Source organism: Streptomyces sp. NPDC048424, from assembly GCF_040651555.1.
In the GTDB taxonomy this organism is placed as follows: Bacteria; Actinomycetota; Actinomycetes; order Streptomycetales; family Streptomycetaceae; genus Streptomyces.
In genome coordinates this window covers 38,789-56,254 of sequence record NZ_JBEZKE010000011.1, presented here as the reverse complement: position 1 = coordinate 56,254, position 17,466 = coordinate 38,789, and the positions used below count along the sequence as shown (strand labels likewise).

Genomic DNA, 17,466 nt, shown 5'->3' with positions numbered 1-17,466 from the left:
GCGTGGGCCGGGGCACGGGCGCGGGCGGTTCCGAGGGGGATGCGGGGCCGCCCGGCCCGGGCTGGTGGGGCGGCGTGGACCTGAACGGGGTCGAGCGGCCGGAACAGGTCCTCGCGGCCTTCGAACGCGGCGAGGGGCGGGTGGGTGTGGCCGTGATCGCGCTGGCGCTCAACCACGCCGATCCCGCGGCCGTGCTGCCCGTGGTCGCCAGGGCGCTGGACTCGGCGGACCCGGAGGTCCGCCGGCAGGGAGTGGTGGCCCTGGCACACGTCGCGCGGCTCCACCGCACGGTGGACCGGCGCTGCCTGGAACTGCTGCGCCGTTGCCCCCGTGGCAACGAGGCCGGCGACGACCTGTGGTCCTTCGTGCCGCACCGGGAGCTGCCGCTCTGGCTGTGGCGGCACCATCTGCGGGAACGGCTGGTCGAGCGGCTGCGCCGGCCGTTCGACTGAGCGGTATCGGCGGTCACGATCGGGGGCCACGGGGGCCACGGTGGCCCGCCGGCCGAGTCCGCGGGGTCAGTTCGACACCGTGATCCGGAAGACCGGGTGGTCGGCGGCGGCCGCCTGGAGTTCCGCGTCGGAGGACTTCGCGGAGATGCCCTGGAAGAACCGGTCGACCTCCCAGCCCCACTTCTCCAGGTAGGTGCGCAGGACGGCGGCCTGCTGGACCGGGTCGGTCAGCTCGGTGGCGGTGAACGTACGCACCTTGCGCCCCACGCGGAGCTCGCCGCCACCCGCCACCCGCATGTTGCGGACCCACTGGGAGTGGCCGCGGGCCGAGACCAGGTACTGGGCGCCCTCGTACGTGTGCGGGTTGACCGGGATCCGCTGCATCTTGCCGGACGTGCGCCCGCGCACCGACATCTCGGCGCTGCCGGCCAGGCTGATGCCGAAGCGGGCCAGCTTGCCGAAGAAGGAGTTGAAGCGGGTGGCGAGCGGGCCGGCCTGGACGTAGTACGGGGTGGGCGCGTTCATGGTGACCTCCGGGGTCGTTCTCCGCTGCTGAGAGAGCACTGCTCTCCCTTGAGACCAGTGTGCACGGATCGATGCACCAAAGCAAGAGCACTGCTCTCGAAATGGAGCGGTGTCCCACTTTCTGGGCAGTGCTCCAGATGCGTGGCACACTGACCCGCATGAACACCGTGCGAGGGGCCAGGGAACGGGCCCGCATCGAGGTCACCGCCGCCATCAAGGACGAGGCGCGCCGCATGCTCGCGGCCGAGGGCGCCGCCAAACTCTCCCTGCGCGCCGTAGCCCGCGAGCTGGGCATGGTCTCCTCCGCCCTCTACCGCTACTTCCCCAGCCGTGACGAGCTGCTCACCGCGCTGATCATCGACGCGTACGACAGCATCGGAGCCGCCGCCGAGGAGGCCGACGCCCGCGCCCTCGCCGCCGGGTCACCGCCCCGCGCCCGCTGGACCGCGGTCTGCGAGGCGGTCCGCGCCTGGGCGCTGGAGCACCCGCACGAGTACGCCCTCATCTACGGCTCCCCGGTGCCCGGATACAGCGCCCCCATGGACACCGTCGGCCCCGCCTCCCGGGTCGGCAACGCCTTCATCGCCATCCTCCGTGCCGCCCACGAGGGGCGCGGCCTCGCCCTCCCGCCGCTGCCGCCCGCCCTGCGCCCCGAGGCGGACCGGATGACCGCCGACTTCGCCGAAGGCCTGCCCCCGCAGGTCACGGCCGCCCTGGTCGCCGCATGGGCCCAGTTGGTCGGCCTCGTCTCCTTCGAGCTGTTCGGCCAGTTCAACCGCGTCGTCGAGGACCGTGCCGCCTTCTTCGCGCACGCCGCCGACCAGCTGGCGCACGGGGTCGGCCTGCCCGCCGTGTGACGGGAGGAGAGGAGGGGGGAAGAGGGGGCAGAGGGGAGGGCGGGGGGCGGGAGTACGGCCGCTTCCGGAGATTCACATGATGAGGGGATGACTCGCTCTTCTGTTCCTCACACCAATGCGGGCGGTTCAGCCTTGAACGATGGGCCGCCCGTCTAGTGTTCCTGAGGTCGCCCGCCCTGCCGCCGCCGGAGGAACGTTCATGCCTCGCGCCGTAAAGGCCTTGTACGCCGTCCTGGCCACCCTCTTACTGGCCGCGCCGGCGCCGGCCGTCACCGCGTCGGCACGCGACGCGCCCGTGGTCGCGGCCGACGCCCCGACGACCACCCCGCCCCCCATGCCCCGGATGCCCGGCGTACGGGGCCTGGAGATCGGCGTTCCCGCGTACGTCCCGGCGAACGACCGCATGCTGACCGACCTCACCGCCACCGGCCCGGCCGCCTCGGTGGTGGTGCTGAACCCGGGCAACGGCGACGCCCCGTTCGACGCCCCCTGGCGGGCCCGCGCCGACGCACTGCGCAAACGCACCACCGCCACCGGCGAGAAGACCAAAGTGCTCGGCTACGTCCACACCGACCACGGCAACCGCGACATCGCCGCCGTCAAGGCCTCCGTCGACAACTACCTCAAGACCCCCGACGGCCGCCTCCACGTCGACGGCATCTTCTTCGACGTGGTCAGCCGAGACTGCGGCCCCGCCAACGCCACCCGCGACCACTACGCGGAACTGCGCCGGTACGTGCAGGACACCATGAGCGCCGCCGACCCGGCCGCCCCCGACCTCGTCGTCAACAACCCCGGCACCGCCATAGCCGACTGCTACCTGGAACCGGGCCGCCGCACCGCGGACGTCTTCGTCACGTTCGAGGACACGTACGCCGCGTACACCGGCGGCGGCTGGCTCGGCGGCAACGTCTTCGACCCGCTCGCCGGCTACCGCTCCGGGGCCGAACTCGACCCGAGCGGAACGGCGTTCTGGCACCTGGTCCACGACGTCCCCGCCGCCGAAGCCATGCGCACCACCCTGCGCACCGCCTTCGACCGCGGCGCGGGCTACGCCTACGCCACCAGCACGGTCATGCCCAACCCCTGGAACGCGGGCCCGACATGGAAGTACCGCGCCCAGACCACCTACGCGGCCACCCTCGGCTGACGCGCTCTGCCGTTCACTCCAGTGCCGTGAGGAGGCAGGGGCAGTCGATGACGATGGCGCACAGTTATCCGATCACCCCCCCGAGCGTAGTGCCCACAGCCGGGCCCGCGATATTCGGCGGCGGCACTCGGCGTCGGGTGGCAGGCTGGCCCGATGCCTACCTGGACCCCGTCGGCGGTGCTGTTCGACAACCTGCGGTACCTGCTCAACGAGTGGGATCCGATCGGCGTCGCCGATCTGTCGCAGGACGAGTACGACTGCATGCTCGTCCCCTTGTTCCAGCGTCTCCACCGCGGCACCACCCGGGCCGAGATCGGTGAGTTCCTCTGGTACGAGCTCGAGGACCACTTCGGTCTGGATCCCGTCGTCCACCGGACCGATGCGATGGCCGACCGGCTGATCGCCTGGTGGGCCGCGGCGGGCCCGGCGGCGTAGCGGCCCGCCGACCTGGCAGCCCGGCCATTCAGCGGCCGTCGTTCTCCGGGCGGCGGGCGAAGCGCCACAGGAGGTGGGTGATCCGGAGGAGGAAGACCGCGCCCGCCACGATTCCTCCGGCCACCGCCAGGGCGTGGCCGGCCGCCGGGGAGAGGGAGAACGCCGGCGCGGGCCCGTACACCGCGCCGAAGACGAGGGCGGCCGCGAAGCCGGCGCTGACCAAGGCGTAGCCGATCTCGATCGTGATCGCGTCCCGGTCCGCCTGCGTACGTCGCCCCATGCGCGCAGTCTCACAGCGCGCACTGCGTGCCACAAGGAGGCCCGCGCCGTGCCGCGCCGCTCCCGCCGCCCGGTTCAGATACCCGCCGTCTCGCTCCACAGCCGGGCCAGCGCCACATCGCCCGTCACTCCCGGACCGGCCAGCGGAATCCGGTTCCACAGGGCCGCGTAGAGCCAGGCCGCCTCCCCGGTCAGCTCGCAGTCGGCCGCCCCGCCCGTGTCACCCAGGACCGTCCGGGCCGGCTCCGGCGACAGGTGCACCGTCCACACCGCGCCCGTGTCGGCGGCCCGGACCCGCACCACCCGCGGCTCCGGGGTGCGCACCCGGCTGCGCGGCCGCGCGTGGAAGCCGGTCAGCAGCTCGTCCACCCCGTCCTCCGCGAACTCCGGCTCCACCGCGGAGAACGCCACACCCCGCGCGGCTTCCGCGTCCATCCGGTGCACGGTCGTCTCGTGGGCCTGCCGCCGCGCCCAGAACGCCAGCGGCGACGGCGGGGCCGTCGGGAGGAAGGTCCAGCACTGGACGTCGGCCGGGGCCTCGGTCAGGGTGCGCACCAGGTCCGCGTGGCCCTGCCGGAACCACGCCAGCAGCTCGCCGTCGGCCAGTTCCGGCGCGTCCGGGAAGCCCACCGGCTCCAGCCGCCGCTCCGCCACGTACCCGGCCGCCCAGCGGTGCACCGACCCGGTGTGGCGCAGCAGATCGGTGACGTGCCATCCCGGACAGGTGGGGACCGGGGCCTGGGTACCGGCCTGTTCGGCCACGTCGGCGAGCAGCTCGCCCTCTCGTGCGAGGGTCTTCACGAATTCGGTGATCTCCATACCGGGAGTCTTATCAGCCCGCCCGCGACAATGGGGGGCATGGATGGGGAACTCTTCCCGCGCGAGCGGACCCTGATCGCCCCCGGCGCCGTGCACGTGCCCGACTGGCTCGGGGCCCGGCGGCAGGGCGAGTTGCTGGCGGCCTGCCGTGCGTGGGCCCGCCCGCCGGCCGGCCTGCGCACCGTACGGACCCCGGGCGGCGGGGTGATGACCGCCCGGCAGGTGTGCCTCGGGCTGCACTGGTATCCGTACGGGTACGCCCGCACCGTCGTCGACGGGGACGGGACGCCGGTCAAGCCGATGCCGGAATGGCTCGCCGAGCTGGGGCGGGAGGCGGTGGCCGCCGCGTACGCAGACGTGCCGGACCTGCCGGGCCTGCCCGACCCGGCGGGCCCGGCCGAGGCCTACGACATCGCGCTGGTCAACTTCTACGACGGCGACTCCCGCATGGGCATGCACCGCGACGCCGAGGAGAAGTCCGCGGCCCCGGTGGTCTCCCTCAGCCTCGGCGACACCTGTGTCTTCCGCTTCGGCAACACCGCCTCGCGCGGGCGCCCCTACCGGGACGTGGAGCTGCACAGCGGGGATCTCTTCGTCTTCGGGGGCGAGAGCCGGCTGGCCTACCACGGAGTGCCGAAGGTCCTGCCGGGCACGGGTCCGCGGGACCTCGGGCTGACCGGGCGGCTGAACATCACACTGCGGGTCGGCGGGCTGGGCTGAGCGGCGGCGTCCGGCACCCTCCGATCATGCGAGGATCGATGGCATGAACGGCAACGGGGCCCCGCCGCGGGTGGGGGATGTGACCACGCCATCCGCGTCCACGAACGCCACGCGGACCAGACTGGAACGCGGTCGCGGCGCGCTCGGGCCGGCGCTGGAGCTCGTGCACACCGGCCGCGCCCCGACCCGCGCGGTCCTGACGGCCGAGCTCGGGGTCACCCGGGCCACCGCCGGAGCCGTCGCCGCCGAGCTGGAGGCGCTCGGGCTGATCCGCGTGGACTCCCGCCCCGGCGGGGCCGGCGGAGCCCAGGGGCGCCCCTCGCACCGCCTCTCCGTGGCCGAGGACGGCCCGGTGGCGCTCGCGGCCCAGGTGCACTCGGACGGCTTCCGGGCGGCCCTGGTCGGCCTCGGCGGCCGCATCGTGGCCACCGCCCCCGGCAAGGTCACCGTCTCCGCCGACCCGGCCCAGGTGCTGGGCGCGGTCGTGGAGGCCGGCGCCGAACTGCTCGCGGACAGCGGCCGCCGCTGCGTCGGCGCGGGGCTCGCGGTCCCCTCGGCCGTCGCGGAGCCGGAGGGCACCGCGCTGAACCCGCTGCACCTGGCCTGGCCGGCCGGTTCTCCCGTACGGGCCATCTTCGCGGAGTGCGTGAAGGCGGCCGGCATCGACGGCCCGGCCCTGACCGGGAACGACGTCAACCTCGCGGCCCTGGCCGAGCACCGGCACGGCGCGGGCCGCAGCGCGCAGCACCTGCTGTGCGTGGCCACCGGGCACCGGGGCGTCGGCGGGGCGCTGGTGCTGGACGGCCGCCTGCACAGCGGCAGTTCGGGCCTGGCCCTGGAGGTCGGTCACCTCACCGTGAACCCCGAGGGGCGGGCCTGCCACTGCGGCGGCCGCGGCTGCCTGGACGTCGAGGCGGACCCGCTGGCCTTCCTCACCGCGGCGGGCCGCAGCCCCGGCCCCGAGGTGTCCCTGCTCCAGCAGGCCCGCGACCTGCTGCGCGAGGAACCCGCGGAGCCGGCGGTACGGGCCGCCACCGAGGAACTGATCGACCGGCTCGGGCTCGGCCTCGCCGGGCTGGTGAACATCCTGAACCCGGACCGGATCATCCTGGGCGGCCTGCACCGGGAACTGCTGCACGCGGACCCGGAACGGCTGCGCGCGGTGGTCGCCGACCGCAGCCTGTGGGGGCGCAGCGGCGGCGTGCCGATCCTGCCGTGCACCCTGGACCACAACAGCCTGGTCGGCGCGGCGGAGCTGGCCTGGCAGCCGGTGCTCGACGACCCGTTGGGGGCCCTGGCCTAGGCCGTCTCTTTCGGATCTTGCTCCCCCAGCTACCGCTGGGAGGTGCCCCCAGACCCGCGCCGCCTGGCACCGCACCTCGCTGCGTTGTCGGGGCGCCCAAGTACGTCCAGTACTCGGGCGCCCCTCCGCCTTGCGATGCACGGCACCAGACGACACGGGCTTAACCGGCAAGATCCGAAAGAGACGACCTAGGCCGGCGTGTCCTGCCGGTCCAAGCCGGGTGTGGGGCGGGGCGGGGCGTCGGGGTCGGGTCACCCCGGCCCGGCGCCCACCGGTGATGCCACCGGCACGCCCGTCCCGACGGCGTTCGGGTCGAGGATTCCGGGGTCGACGGAGACGACCACCGTGCGCGCGGGTTCCCGTACGGGCCTGGTCTCGATGCGTACCGGCTGCGGGGGCGCCGCCGGGGCGGGGGCGGCCGTGAGCGAGAACCACACCACCTTGCCCGGCCCGTCGGGCTGGTGCCGCGCGCCCCAGGACTCGCTGAGCGCCGCCACGAGGGCGAGGCCGCGTCCGCAGGTCTCCAGCGCGCCGGCCTGCGTCTCGTGGAGCACCGGGAGCCGCGGATCGCTGTCGATCACCGAGACGGTGAGGCGCCCGAGGCGGAGTTCGATCTCGACGACGCAGGTCTTGTCCGGCTGCGCGTGGCGATGGACGTTCGTGAGCAGTTCCGTCACGCCGAGCGCAGCCCGGTCTATGAGCGGATCGAGCTGCCAGTGGCGCAGCTGGGCAGAAACGATTCTGCGGATTTGGCCGATCCGCGACGGCAAGGCCTGCAGTTCGACGACGCAGTGCCTGCGGGAATGACTGATCACGGCTGCGACTCCCCGACATGAGTGTTACGGGTGCTGCACCCTCGGTAATGCTCCACCAGGGTCACTCACGGTGCCGCGCAGTGCAACCGAACGCCATCGAAAGCAATGTGCATGGAACCCCAAAGCGAACGTTTGTGCAGGTGAGCGAGGTACATTGCGAAAGGAGGGGGCGAATTACACCCATGAAGGAGCGCGGCGCATGAGCACCACCGGCACCACCAGCAGCACCGGTACGACGGCCACCACCATCGACGTCGACCGCAGCGACGCGGAGTACCGCGCCTGGCTGAAGGAGGCCGTCCGCAAGGTCCAGGCCGACGCGAACCGCTCCGCGGACACCCACCTCCTGCGCTTCCCGCTCCCCGAGGAGTGGGGCATCGACCTCTACCTCAAGGACGAGTCCACGCACCCGACGGGCTCCCTCAAGCACCGCCTCGCACGCTCGCTGTTCCTGTACGCGCTCTGCAACGGCTGGATCCGCCCCGGCCGCCCGGTGATCGAGGCCTCGTCCGGCTCGACCGCCGTGTCCGAGGCGTACTTCGCCAAGCTGATCGGCGTCCCGTTCATCGCCGTCATGCCGCGCACGACCAGCCCGGAGAAGTGCCGCCTCATCGAATTCCACGGCGGCGCATGCCACTTCGTCGACGACTCGATGAAGATGTACGAGGAGTCGGCCCGGCTCGCCGCCCGTACGGGCGGGCACTACATGGACCAGTTCACGTACGCCGAGCGGGCCACCGACTGGCGCGGCAACAACAACATCGCCGAATCGATGTACCAGCAGCTCAAGCTGGAACGTTTCCCCGAGCCCGCCTGGATCGTGGCGACCGCCGGCACCGGCGGTACCTCGGCGACCATCGCCCGCTACGTGCACTACATGCAGCACGACACCCGCATCTGCGTCCCGGACCCGGAGAACTCCTGCTTCTTCGACGGCTGGACCAACAACGACCCGAACGCGAGCAGCGATTGCGGCTCGCGCATCGAGGGCATCGGCCGGCCGCGGATGGAACCGAGCTTCGTGCCCGGCGCCATCGACCGCATGATGAAGGTCCCGGACGCGGCGAGCATCGCCGCCTGCCGCGCGCTGGAGACGGCCATAGGGCGCAAGGCGGGCGGCTCGACCGGCACCGGCGTGTGGAGCGCCCTGAAGATCATCTCGGAGATGGTGGCGGAGGGCCGTACCGGCAGCGTCGTCACCCTGCTGTGCGACCCGGGCGACCGCTACCTGGACAAGTACTACTCCGACGAGTGGCTGGCGGCGCAGCGGCTCGACATCGCCCCGTACGCGAAGACCATCGACACCCTGCTGACGACCGGGGTCTGGCGCGAGCCGGTGGCCTGACCGGCCCGGCCGGCCCGGCCGGCCCGACCGACGTGACCTGCCGGACCGGGTCCGTGGCGCGACCGTGACGGTACGGGGACGAAAACGCCCCGGGTGCAGCCGAGTCGGCTGGTTACGCTGTGCGGACCTTCGAGCGGGCGGAGCACCGGGGGAGCCACGGCGGGCATCGAGTACAACAGACCGGAACGGCTGGAGCGTCCGAGCTGCCGCCGCTCGGACGAGGTGCGGGCCGTCCCCGCCATCTGCGTGAGCGGGCACAGCAGGTACCGGGAGGAAGCCGGCGGCGACCGCGGCGTCGGCACCCTCGAGGTCGTCCCGAGGCTGGCCGAGGCGCCGGCCGTCGCCCCGCCGCCGCCGGTGACCGCGGGGCGGACGGCGCCGGCCGTGCTGCTGGTCCTGGTGCCGATGGGTACGTTCACCGGCGGCGCGGCGGGCGGGCAGTGGTTCGCCGACGCGCCCGCGGCCGAAGTGGACCACGGGTCGACGACGCTCTGGGGCGGTGCCACACGGGCGACCGCGCCCGAGCCCGGGGCCGAGCCCCTGTTCCCGGCCTGGATCTCGGCGTTCGCCCTGCTGGGGGGCGGTCCTGCTGATCACCTCGGCCGTGCGGACCCAACGGGCGTTCCGGACCCGGATCGCGGCCGGCCGGGACGCCGCCGAGGAGGTCTGGTCCCGCGGCTGGTGCTGCGCGCGGTGGTCCACCTCGGCGCGGGGCGGGCGATGACCCTGCAGGAGTTCCGCAGGGCCGTCTGGGGTGCGGGCGGCTACGGAGAACTGGCCGAAGTGCACCGTACGACCGGCACGGTGGCGGCCCCGGCTACTGATCCGCCGCGCGTCGGGCGGTGAGCCGCCCGTCCAGTGTGCGGACCGCCGTGCGGAAGGAGTGGCCCAGGCCCGGGCGGGCGGCGGTCAGGCCCAGACGGAACGGGGCCGAGCCGTCCGCGGCGAAGGTCCAGCGGACGTGCGTGCCCGAGCCGGCCGGTGTCAGGCGCCACTCCTCCAACAGGGCCCGTACCCCGGGGGCGTTGGTCGTGTCGACCCGGTAGGCGTAGCGCTGCTCGGGATCCGCGGCCATGATCGTCTCCTCGAAGCGCACCCCGCCCGTCAGCCTGACCTCGCGGCCCGCGCCGCCGTGCGTGGGCCGGGCCAGGGTCACCGCCTTGAACCAGCTCGGCCAGCCCGCCACGTCCTCGGCGAGCGCCTGGTACACGGCCTCGGGCGGCGCCGCCGCCTCGGTGGCGAAGACCAGCCGGATCGGTGCGTCGTCGATGAAGTCCAGCCCCACCGGACGGAGTCGGCGAGCCATGGCGGTACCCCCTGGGACGAGGTTCGGGATCTGCGTGGGCGTCACCATAGCCGGGCGGCCCCGAGAAGTCCGCTGCGATCTCGCACGGATTCCCGGCCCCGTTCCCGGCCTGTTTCCCGGCCCCGTTCCCGGCCGGCTTCCCGGCCCGCTTCCGGTCTCGGTGAATTCGCCCCACGTGGGGGATTCCCCCGCGCGGGGCCTGGGCACGGGAGGCGGCGCGCGGGATGCTGGACCCGCGCCGATCCCGCCCCGCGAGCGGAGGCCTCTGTGCCCGACCGTCCCACCCCAGACCCTCCCCTCGCCCTCGAACTCCTCGTCCACGGAGTCGCCGGCGCCGCCCCCGGCGAGCTGCTCGGCGACCCGCGCACCGTCCGCGTCACCGGCGACTCCACCGCCGCCGTCTTCCGCCGCACCGAGGACGCCGACGCCGAGGCGCACCCCGAGCGGTACGCCGGGCGGCCCGTCCCCGAGGCCTACTGCTGGTCCCGGCTCACCTCCGGCAACGGCGCCCGCGCCCTGTGGCTGCTGCTCCTGCCCTTCATGGTGGCCAACCTCGCCCACTGGGCCCGGCCGGCCACGCCCGCCGCCGACCCCGCCCCGCGCGCCGTGCGCGCGTACGGGGTGCTCGTACGGATCCTCGCGCTCAGCCTGACCGTGCTGCTGATCGCCGCCGCCTGTGAGGTCGCGCTCGACCTCTTCGCCTGGCAGTGCGCGGGCTCCGGCACCTGCGCCGGCTCCCGTTCCTGGCTCGGCTTCCTCGCGCCCGGAGGCGGCTGGTGGGCCCAGCCCGGGCGCCGCCTCGCCCTCGGGGCGCTGGTCCCCGCCGCGCTGACCGGGCTGCTCTGGTTCCTGTCGAACCGCACCTGGAGCGCCTACGAGTCCCAGCCGCCGCCCGCCGGCTCCGCCGACCCGGACGCCGCCTCCGAGACGGCGCCCGCGCTCGGCCGCCCGGGTTTCTGGTACGGCCGCCGGATCGTGGCCCGGCTGCGCGCCGCGCACACCGCCGCCGGGCTGCTCACCGTGGCGGTGGCCGTCGCCGTCCCCACCGCCCGCTACGACCGGCGGGCCGCCGCCCCCGTACTCGAAGCGCTCGGCTGGGTCATCCTGACCCTGCTCGCCGCCGGGGCCGTCACCGTGGCCTGGGTCGTCTGCCGGCGCGGCCGCTCCGAGGTCCGGGCGGACCACCGGCTCGACCGGGCCGCCGTCACGCTGCTGCCCGGCGCGGCCCTCGCCCTGCTCGCCGTCGTCGTCCTCCACGCCTGCTGGTCGCGCTCCGGCTGGGCCTCCACCGGGCGGCTCCCCGGGGACTTCGCCTTCGGGGTGCTCATGCTGGGGCAGGGCTGCTGCGTGCTCGCCCTCGCCGCCGTCGCCCGGTCCCTGCACCGGCGGGCCCCCGATCCGGCGGCCGCCCTGCACGGTCTGGGCGGGCCCGCCGTCGCCATGCTGGGCTGCGCGCTCGGCGGGGTGATGTCCGGCGGTGTCGCCCAGCGGGTCGCCGACTGGCTGGACGGCGGGGCCACGCCCGGGATGGCCGGCACCCCGCTGGCCGGGCCGCCCGTGCTGCTGTCGTGGCAGGCCGCCGTATTACCGCCGATGCTCCTCGTACTGGCCCTGCTCGCCGTCTGGTTCGCCGTGCGCGGAGCCCGTGCCCGGGGCCGCCTCGCCACGGCCGTGGCCGCCGAATACCCGGGGGAGGCGCCGGACGGGGCCCGCAGCCGCCGCATCGCCGGGGCGCGGACCGCGGCCGCGCTCACCGACTCCGCTCCCTGGTTCGTGGCGGCCGTCTCCGGGATCACCCTGGTGCTCGGCGCGGGCGCGCTCGCCGGGGCCTGGCTCACCGGGAAGGTCCCGGGCGAGGCGGCCCGGGGGACCCAGCCGCTGCTGGAAGGCGCCGCCCGCGCCGCCCAGGACGCCGGGTCCTGGCTCATCGGCCTCGGCATCGCCGTCTTCGTCACCTGGGGCCGCCGCGCCTACCGGGACGCCTCCGCCCGCCGGACCATCGGCATCCTGTGGGACGTCGGCACCTTCTGGCCGCGCGCCGCCCACCCCTTCGCACCGCCCTGCTACGCCGAGCGCGCCGTCCCCGACCTGACCTGGCGGATGGCCGGCTGGACCGGCCGCACCGGCGGCCGCCTGGTGATCTCCGGCCACTCCCAGGGCAGCGTGCTCGCCGCGGCGGCCGTCTGGCAACTCCCGCCGCCCGCCCGCCGCAGGGTCGCCCTGCTCACGTACGGATCCCCGCTCGGCCGGCTCTACGGCCGCTGGTTCCCCGCCTACTTCGGCCCCGGCCCGCTCGCCGCCCTGCACGGCGAGGTCGACTGCTGGCGCAACCTGTGGCGGGCCACCGACCCCATCGGCGGCCCGGCGCTTCCCGGTGCGGGGCAGGACGTGGACCGAGGCCCGCTCGCCGACCCGATCGCCTACGGACGCAGCGTCCGCCACCCGCTGCCCGCGCCGATCCTGGGCCACTCCGACTACCAGGCCGATCCGGCCTTCGCCGCCGAACGCGACGCCCTGCTCGCCCGGTTGGACGCGGCCGCGCGGGGCGACCTCCCCGCTCAGCGGTCCCGCGTCAGCAAGGAGCGGGCAGGGCCGGCAGGGTCGGGAGATCCGCCGGGAACAGCAGGGTGAGCTCGTCCGTACTGGGCTCGGACAGCTGGGCCACCCGGCCCGCGTGCCGCTCCACCATCGACTCGAACGTCTGGCGCGCGGTGCGGCCGTTGCCGAAGGCCGGACCCTTCGGCAGCTCCGTGAAGTACGTCAGCAGGGCCTCGGAGGTGCCCTCCCCGAGCCGGTACTCGTGCTCCTCCGCCTGCTGCTCGACGATCCGCAGCAGTTCCCCGGGCCCGTAGTCGCCGAAGGTGATGGTCCGGGAGAACCGCGAGGCCACACCGGGGTTGACGGTCAGGAAGCGGTCCATCTCCGCCGTGTACCCGGCGACGATCACCACCACCGCGTCCCGGTGGTCCTCCATCAGCTTCACCAGCGTGTCGATCGCCTCGCGCCCGAAGTCCCGGCCCGAGTCCTCCGGGGCCAGCGCGTACGCCTCGTCGATGAACAGCACCCCGCCGCGCGCCCGCTCGAAGGCCTCCTGCGTACGGATCGCCGTGGAGCCGATGTGCTCGCCGACCAGGTCCACGCGGGACACCTCGACCAGGTGACCGCGCTCCAGCACCCCGAGGGAGGCGAGGATCTCCCCGTACAGCCGGGCGACCGTGGTCTTGCCCGTGCCGGGGGAGCCGGTGAAGACGAGGTGCCGGCGCACCGAGGCGGCCTTGAGGCCCGCCTGCTGCCGCCGCCGGCCCACCTCGATCATGTCGGTGAGCGCCCGCACCTCGCGCTTGACGCTGTCCAGGCCCACCAGCGCGTCGAGCTGGCCCAGCACTTCGCCGGAACCCCGCGCGGCCGCCGCCGCGCCGTCCTGCGGCCGCTCCGACGCGGGCCGCGGTACGGTCGCGGACGCCCGGGCCGGCTGCGGGACGGCGCTCTGCGCCGCCGTGACCGTACGGATCCCCGCCTGCGCCCCCGCGAAACCGCCGCCCGAGGCCGACTGGGCGGCCAGCCGCGGGCCCGACTCGTCGCTCGTGCACTCTTCGGCGAGCGGGCCGTCCTCCGCGAACTCGTAGCCCCCGCGGGCACAGCGCTCGGTGTGGCAGCGGGACAGCGTGGTGCGGCAGCCGTCGATGACGTGGAAGCCGAAACCGGAACTGCCCGTCACCCGGCAGGCCGTGAAGGTGCCGCGCCCGCCCGCCGACACGTAGTACCCGGCCTCGGCCGGGGAGGTGACCGTGCACCGCTCCAGCGTCGGGTCGGCGCCCTTGGTGACGATCACGCCCGTCTGAACGGCGTCGATGGTGCAGTTGGCGAGGGTGCCGCCGCTGCCGTGGTCGCGGAACCAGGCCCCGGTGGCCGCCTCGCGGATCCGGCAGTCGTCGAGCTGCGCGGTGGCCCCGTCGCTCACCGAGACGGCGGTGTTGCGGACCTGGGACAGGTCGCTGTCGACCACGTCGACGCGCGAGCCCCGGTCCAGCACGAACAGCGCGTCCGGCACGTCGTGCACCCGGCAGGAATCGAGGGCGACGGTGGCGCCGTCGCTGATCCACACCGCCGGATAGTCGCCCGTGCTGTCGTGGATCTCGCAGGACTCGGCGTCCACCCGGGTGCCCGGGTCCCACACGGACAGACCGTTGCGGCCGAAGCGGCGGACCGTGGTGCGGCTGAGGGTGAGCACCGAACGGGACCGCAGGTCGACGGCGTTCTCCGGGATGTCGTGGATGTCGCAGCCGGCCAGGGTGAGGACCGCGTCGGTGTCCAGGGTGACCCCGTCGGCCGAGGTGCGGTGCACCGCGCAGTCGGTGAGCCGGGCCGTGGCACGGGCGGCGATCTGCACCCCGGCGCCCTTGACCTCGTACACCTCGCAGCCCAGTGCCTCCAGGCCCGAACCCTCGCCCGTGACACCGATGCCGGCGCCCGTGGCGTGGTGGATGCGGCAGCGCTCCAGCCGGGGCCGGCCCCCGCCGCGCACCGAGACGCCGGTCTGCCCGGCGGCGACGACCTCGCACTCCTCGAACACCCCGCCGCCGCCGTCCAGTACGGCGATCCCGACGCCGGCCGGGTTCTCCACCGTGCACCGCCGCACCACGGGCCGGGCCCCGGGGCCGCGCACCTCGATGCCGGCCGCCGAGTGGGTGCTGACCCGCAGATCCGTGAGCTCGGGGCAGCCGTCCTCCACCAGCAGCGCGGGCGCCGCCCGGTCCTGGCCCTCCAGGTACAGGTCCTGGACCACGGCCGAGGCGCGCACGGTCAGCGCGACCCCGTCGAGCGGGGCGATCCGCACCGACCCCAGCCCGCCCTCGGGTCCGCGCAGGGTGACGGCGTGGTGCAGGACCAGGTTCTCCCGGTAGGTGCCGGGGGCGACGGTCAGCACGTCCCCGTCGCCCGCGGCGGCGAGCGCGGCGGTCAGCGTCGGATACTCACCGGAGCGGCGCCGCCACCGCGAAGACCCGCCGTGCGTCACCTGGACCGTGCCCTGAACCATGGTGCTGTCGTGCCCCCACCCTCGTACTCGTGCTGCCGATGCGGCCGGAGCCACTGAACTCTGAAGCCACCGGAACCACTGGAGTCACCGTAGCGCGCGCGGAGCCGAAGAGGTGCCAGGTCAACTGCCCGCGCCCGCTCGACCCCAGTCCGGCCCGGCGGCCGCCCAGGCCCGGTCCAGACGTATGTACCGCCGATGCACGAGCCGCCGTACGACCAGGCGCCGGACCGTCTCGCCGAGCGCGGCCACCCCGATCGCGGCGGCCAGGCCGGCCATCCCCGCGTGGAAGGCGGCCGCGGACGGGTCGAGCGGCTGCCCGACCAGCCGGCCGTGCGCATCGGTCCATATCCGGAACCGGTCGCCGGCGCGCGGCGGTTCCTCCGCGGCCGGCACGGTCCCCTCGTGGCTGCTGCCGTCCGGCGCGGTCCACGAGGCCACGATCTGCGTACGGCGCGGGGCGGTCCGCTGCGCCGACGCGTCGGCGGCGGACACCTCCTCCGCCGACACCGGCGCGGACCGGACCACCACCGCCGGCACGAGATGACGCTCCTGCCGCTGCTCCTGCGCCGCCTGCTGCAGCGTGCCGTCCACCCGGACGCCCGCCACCCATCCGATGGCCGGAGCCACCATCAACACGCACACCAGCGCGGCGAACGCCACCCATGCCTCGAAGAGATCGGTCGGCCGGCGCAGCGGATTGCGCCGCCAACGCCACACACCCATTACTGTCCGCACGGTCCGGCTCCCCCAACTTGTGCCAGTCTCCCTCTGCCCATGTGTCCTGACTGATCCAACGGCGTGGTCGTGCCTGTTGGTTCCAGCGCGGACGCGGAGCCCCCCGAAGGTGTCATTCCGAGCCGGCTGGTCAGTGCCGGCACGTCCTTCACCCTCTTCGCATCATGTGTGTCATTCGAGGACGCGGACCTCGTCGCCGACGCGCACCGTGCCCAGCCGCACCGGCACCAGGAGCCGCCCGAACGCCAGCGACTTGCCGATCCGCCGGTGCTTCCCCAGGGTCTTCAGGGGTTCCTTGCCCCGCCGCGCCGTCCCCTGGTCGGTGGTCGTGACGACGCACCGGCCGCATTCCCGGGCCCCGCGGAAGACGGCGTCGCCGATCGCGATGCGCCGCCAGCCGTCCTCCGCCCACGCCTCGGCCCCCGATACCACCACATTGGGGCGGAAACGGTTCATCGGCAGGGGACCCTCCTCGGGATGGTCCCCCTGCGCGATCAGCGAGTTGAGAGCGTTCAGCGAGGCGACGGTGGTGAGCAGCAGCGGATAGCCGTCGGCGAGGCTCACCGTTTCGCCGGGCAGTGCGTAGTCCGGATCCACGGGACGGCGTACGGCCGGGTCGTCCAGATGCACCAGACGCACCGGCTCTTCGAGGTACGCGCTGAACCAGTCGGCCGCGGTGCTCGCCGCGACCACGGTCTCGACCTTCTTCCCGAACAGGACGACCGGCTCCAGCGGACCCGGCTCGGGCACCTCCACGACCAGCTCCGCCATGCCCGGCGCGGTCACCGCGATCCGGCCGACGCCGGGCACCGGGCGGGCCGCCGCCAAGGCCAGCTGCGGATGGCGGCGTTGGGTGATGACGGTGCCCTCGGTGTCGACCAGCGCCCAGCGCCGGTCCCCGGACAGACCCCAGGGCTCCACGGCCACCTCGTCGGGAGCGGTCCCCGCTACCGACTTGACGGGATGGATGTGGAGCGCCTGGACGTGCAAGTTCGACATGGGGGAATACTGCCAGCCCCCTCCGCTGCCCCGGCGCCTCGCGGTGGCCCGGTCAGTAACCACGCCCCTGGTACTGACGGCCGTACGGGTCCTCGTACGAGGCCGCGGGCACCGGCGCGGGCACCTGCATCGGCCGCGGCGCGGCCGGGCGCATGGCCTCGTACCCGGTGGCCATGGCGGCCGGGCGGGGCTGCTGCGGCTGGGGCTGCGGCACGTACCCGGTACGCGCCGGAACCGGCTGCTGCTGCGGGATGTACGGGGCGGGCGCGTGCTGCAGCGGCATCGGCTGCGGAGCGGCCTGCTGCTGGTACGGGTACCCGTACGCGGGGGCGTTCTGTTGCTGGGACGGCGCGGGCGGCAGCGCGGGCAGCGCCGACGCCAGGGCCGGCAGGTACCCACCGCTCGAATAGCCGGCACTCGGGGACTCGTAGGCAGCCGGAACGCGGATCGGGGCGATCTGCGGAGTGCCGCGTTCGGCGACGAGGGAGTCGTAGATGGGGGTGTCCGGGAAGGAGGGCGCGGAGTAGTAACCGCCGCCATAAGTGGAGCGGGGGGAGGTCATGGGACCTAAGTTAAGCCCACGACTTCACCGGGTCCATAGCGAGGTGCCGTCAACACCGCGCTGACCTGCATCTTCGCAGGTCAGGGCCTCACCTTTCACTTGACGTTCACGTGCACGATTCGCCAC

Annotated in this window: 18 protein-coding genes; 9 read left to right on the top strand and 9 right to left on the bottom strand. The window is 74.2% G+C overall.

Annotated features, from left to right (window positions below; translation table 11 throughout):
- Positions 1-2: 2 nt before the first annotated feature.
- The gene (locus AB0D29_RS17925) at positions 3-452 is read left to right on the top strand and encodes a hypothetical protein (protein WP_362855222.1); all 450 of its coding nucleotides are present in this window, start codon (positions 3-5) and stop codon (positions 450-452) included.
- 66 nt (positions 453-518) lie between these two features.
- On the opposite strand, the gene AB0D29_RS17920 is transcribed toward AB0D29_RS17925, so the two are convergent.
- Positions 519-977 (bottom strand): nitroreductase/quinone reductase family protein, encoded by a 459-nt coding sequence (locus AB0D29_RS17920; RefSeq protein ID WP_362855221.1) that lies wholly within the window; start codon positions 975-977, stop codon positions 519-521.
- Between the two features lie 158 nt (positions 978-1,135).
- Here AB0D29_RS17920 and AB0D29_RS17915 point away from each other — a divergent pair, with 158 nt between their 5' ends.
- The 3 genes from AB0D29_RS17915 to AB0D29_RS17905 all read left to right on the top strand — a co-directional run bounded on the left by AB0D29_RS17915 (position 1,136) and on the right by AB0D29_RS17905 (position 3,419).
- The gene (locus tag AB0D29_RS17915) at positions 1,136-1,834 is read left to right on the top strand and encodes a TetR/AcrR family transcriptional regulator (protein WP_362855219.1); all 699 of its coding nucleotides are present in this window, start codon (positions 1,136-1,138) and stop codon (positions 1,832-1,834) included.
- Positions 1,835-2,033: 199 nt separating this feature from the next.
- Complete coding sequence (locus AB0D29_RS17910; protein ID WP_362855217.1) at positions 2,034-2,984, top strand: spherulation-specific family 4 protein; 951 nt, start codon at positions 2,034-2,036, stop codon at positions 2,982-2,984.
- 153 nt (positions 2,985-3,137) lie between these two features.
- Positions 3,138-3,419 (top strand): hypothetical protein, encoded by a 282-nt coding sequence (locus AB0D29_RS17905; protein WP_362855216.1) that lies wholly within the window; start codon positions 3,138-3,140, stop codon positions 3,417-3,419.
- 28 nt (positions 3,420-3,447) lie between these two features.
- Here AB0D29_RS17905 and AB0D29_RS17900 read toward each other — a convergent pair whose 3' ends face one another.
- The gene (locus tag AB0D29_RS17900) at positions 3,448-3,699 is read right to left on the bottom strand and encodes a DUF6332 family protein (RefSeq protein WP_362855214.1); all 252 of its coding nucleotides are present in this window, start codon (positions 3,697-3,699) and stop codon (positions 3,448-3,450) included.
- A 74-nt stretch (positions 3,700-3,773) separates the two neighbouring features.
- On the bottom strand, positions 3,774-4,517 hold the full coding sequence (locus AB0D29_RS17895; protein ID WP_362855213.1) for a maleylpyruvate isomerase family mycothiol-dependent enzyme: 744 nt from the start codon (positions 4,515-4,517) through the stop codon (positions 3,774-3,776).
- A 39-nt stretch (positions 4,518-4,556) separates the two neighbouring features.
- Between AB0D29_RS17895 and AB0D29_RS17890 the strand changes: the two genes are divergently transcribed.
- Together AB0D29_RS17890 and AB0D29_RS17885 are read left to right on the top strand one after the other, a co-directional pair.
- The gene (locus AB0D29_RS17890) at positions 4,557-5,237 is read left to right on the top strand and encodes an alpha-ketoglutarate-dependent dioxygenase AlkB (protein ID WP_362855211.1); all 681 of its coding nucleotides are present in this window, start codon (positions 4,557-4,559) and stop codon (positions 5,235-5,237) included.
- Positions 5,238-5,316: 79 nt separating this feature from the next.
- Positions 5,317-6,540: an ROK family protein gene (locus AB0D29_RS17885; protein WP_362855209.1), complete on the top strand. Its 1,224-nt coding sequence runs from the start codon at positions 5,317-5,319 to the stop codon at positions 6,538-6,540.
- Between the two features lie 251 nt (positions 6,541-6,791).
- Here the strand turns inward: AB0D29_RS17885 and AB0D29_RS17880 are convergent, their stop codons facing one another.
- Positions 6,792-7,355 (bottom strand): ATP-binding protein, encoded by a 564-nt coding sequence (locus AB0D29_RS17880; protein WP_362855208.1) that lies wholly within the window; start codon positions 7,353-7,355, stop codon positions 6,792-6,794.
- 199 nt (positions 7,356-7,554) lie between these two features.
- Here AB0D29_RS17880 and AB0D29_RS17875 point away from each other — a divergent pair, with 199 nt between their 5' ends.
- Complete coding sequence (locus tag AB0D29_RS17875) at positions 7,555-8,700, top strand: PLP-dependent cysteine synthase family protein (protein WP_362855206.1); 1,146 nt, start codon at positions 7,555-7,557, stop codon at positions 8,698-8,700.
- A gap of 93 nt (positions 8,701-8,793) precedes the next feature.
- Complete coding sequence (locus AB0D29_RS17870) at positions 8,794-9,546, top strand: hypothetical protein (RefSeq protein ID WP_362855204.1); 753 nt, start codon at positions 8,794-8,796, stop codon at positions 9,544-9,546.
- On the opposite strand, the gene AB0D29_RS17865 is transcribed toward AB0D29_RS17870, so the two are convergent.
- On the bottom strand, positions 9,518-10,006 hold the full coding sequence (locus tag AB0D29_RS17865) for an SRPBCC family protein (protein WP_362855203.1): 489 nt from the start codon (positions 10,004-10,006) through the stop codon (positions 9,518-9,520). The genes AB0D29_RS17870 and AB0D29_RS17865 overlap by 29 nt on opposite strands.
- 267 nt (positions 10,007-10,273) lie before the next feature.
- Between AB0D29_RS17865 and AB0D29_RS17860 the strand changes: the two genes are divergently transcribed.
- Positions 10,274-12,637, top strand: coding sequence for a hypothetical protein (locus AB0D29_RS17860; RefSeq protein ID WP_362855201.1), 2,364 nt, complete (start codon positions 10,274-10,276; stop codon positions 12,635-12,637).
- Here AB0D29_RS17860 and AB0D29_RS17855 read toward each other — a convergent pair.
- The 4 genes from AB0D29_RS17855 to AB0D29_RS17840 form a co-directional block, all read right to left on the bottom strand.
- Positions 12,579-15,044, bottom strand: coding sequence for a right-handed parallel beta-helix repeat-containing protein (locus AB0D29_RS17855; RefSeq protein ID WP_362855200.1), 2,466 nt, complete (start codon positions 15,042-15,044; stop codon positions 12,579-12,581). The genes AB0D29_RS17860 and AB0D29_RS17855 overlap by 59 nt on opposite strands.
- 120 nt (positions 15,045-15,164) lie before the next feature.
- Complete coding sequence (locus tag AB0D29_RS17850; protein WP_362855198.1) at positions 15,165-15,779, bottom strand: hypothetical protein; 615 nt, start codon at positions 15,777-15,779, stop codon at positions 15,165-15,167.
- Between the two features lie 171 nt (positions 15,780-15,950).
- Entirely contained in the window at positions 15,951-16,778 is an 828-nt protein-coding gene (locus AB0D29_RS17845) for an MOSC N-terminal beta barrel domain-containing protein (RefSeq protein WP_362855197.1), read from the bottom strand.
- Between the two features lie 52 nt (positions 16,779-16,830).
- The gene (locus tag AB0D29_RS17840) at positions 16,831-17,340 is read right to left on the bottom strand and encodes a DUF6643 family protein (protein WP_362855195.1); all 510 of its coding nucleotides are present in this window, start codon (positions 17,338-17,340) and stop codon (positions 16,831-16,833) included.
- Positions 17,341-17,466: the final 126 nt, after the last annotated feature.

What these genes read in the sequence shown, in the direction of transcription:
- AB0D29_RS17910 (WP_362855217.1), top strand. Translation starts at nt 2,034, where the DNA reads ATGCCTCGCGCCGTAAAGGCCTTGTACGCCGTCCTGGCCACCCTCTTA.
- AB0D29_RS17840 (WP_362855195.1), bottom strand. Translation starts at nt 17,340, where the DNA reads ATGACCTCCCCCCGCTCCACTTATGGCGGCGGTTACTACTCCGCGCCC.
- AB0D29_RS17920 (WP_362855221.1), bottom strand. Translation starts at nt 977, where the DNA reads ATGAACGCGCCCACCCCGTACTACGTCCAGGCCGGCCCGCTCGCCACC.
- AB0D29_RS17890 (WP_362855211.1), top strand. Translation starts at nt 4,557, where the DNA reads ATGGATGGGGAACTCTTCCCGCGCGAGCGGACCCTGATCGCCCCCGGC.
- AB0D29_RS17895 (WP_362855213.1), bottom strand. Translation starts at nt 4,517, where the DNA reads ATGGAGATCACCGAATTCGTGAAGACCCTCGCACGAGAGGGCGAGCTG.
- AB0D29_RS17905 (WP_362855216.1), top strand. Translation starts at nt 3,138, where the DNA reads ATGCCTACCTGGACCCCGTCGGCGGTGCTGTTCGACAACCTGCGGTAC.
- AB0D29_RS17845 (WP_362855197.1), bottom strand. Translation starts at nt 16,778, where the DNA reads ATGTCGAACTTGCACGTCCAGGCGCTCCACATCCATCCCGTCAAGTCG.
- AB0D29_RS17855 (WP_362855200.1), bottom strand. Translation starts at nt 15,044, where the DNA reads ATGGTTCAGGGCACGGTCCAGGTGACGCACGGCGGGTCTTCGCGGTGG.
- AB0D29_RS17915 (WP_362855219.1), top strand. Translation starts at nt 1,136, where the DNA reads ATGAACACCGTGCGAGGGGCCAGGGAACGGGCCCGCATCGAGGTCACC.
- AB0D29_RS17900 (WP_362855214.1), bottom strand. Translation starts at nt 3,699, where the DNA reads ATGGGGCGACGTACGCAGGCGGACCGGGACGCGATCACGATCGAGATC.
- AB0D29_RS17865 (WP_362855203.1), bottom strand. Translation starts at nt 10,006, where the DNA reads ATGGCTCGCCGACTCCGTCCGGTGGGGCTGGACTTCATCGACGACGCA.
- AB0D29_RS17875 (WP_362855206.1), top strand. Translation starts at nt 7,555, where the DNA reads ATGAGCACCACCGGCACCACCAGCAGCACCGGTACGACGGCCACCACC.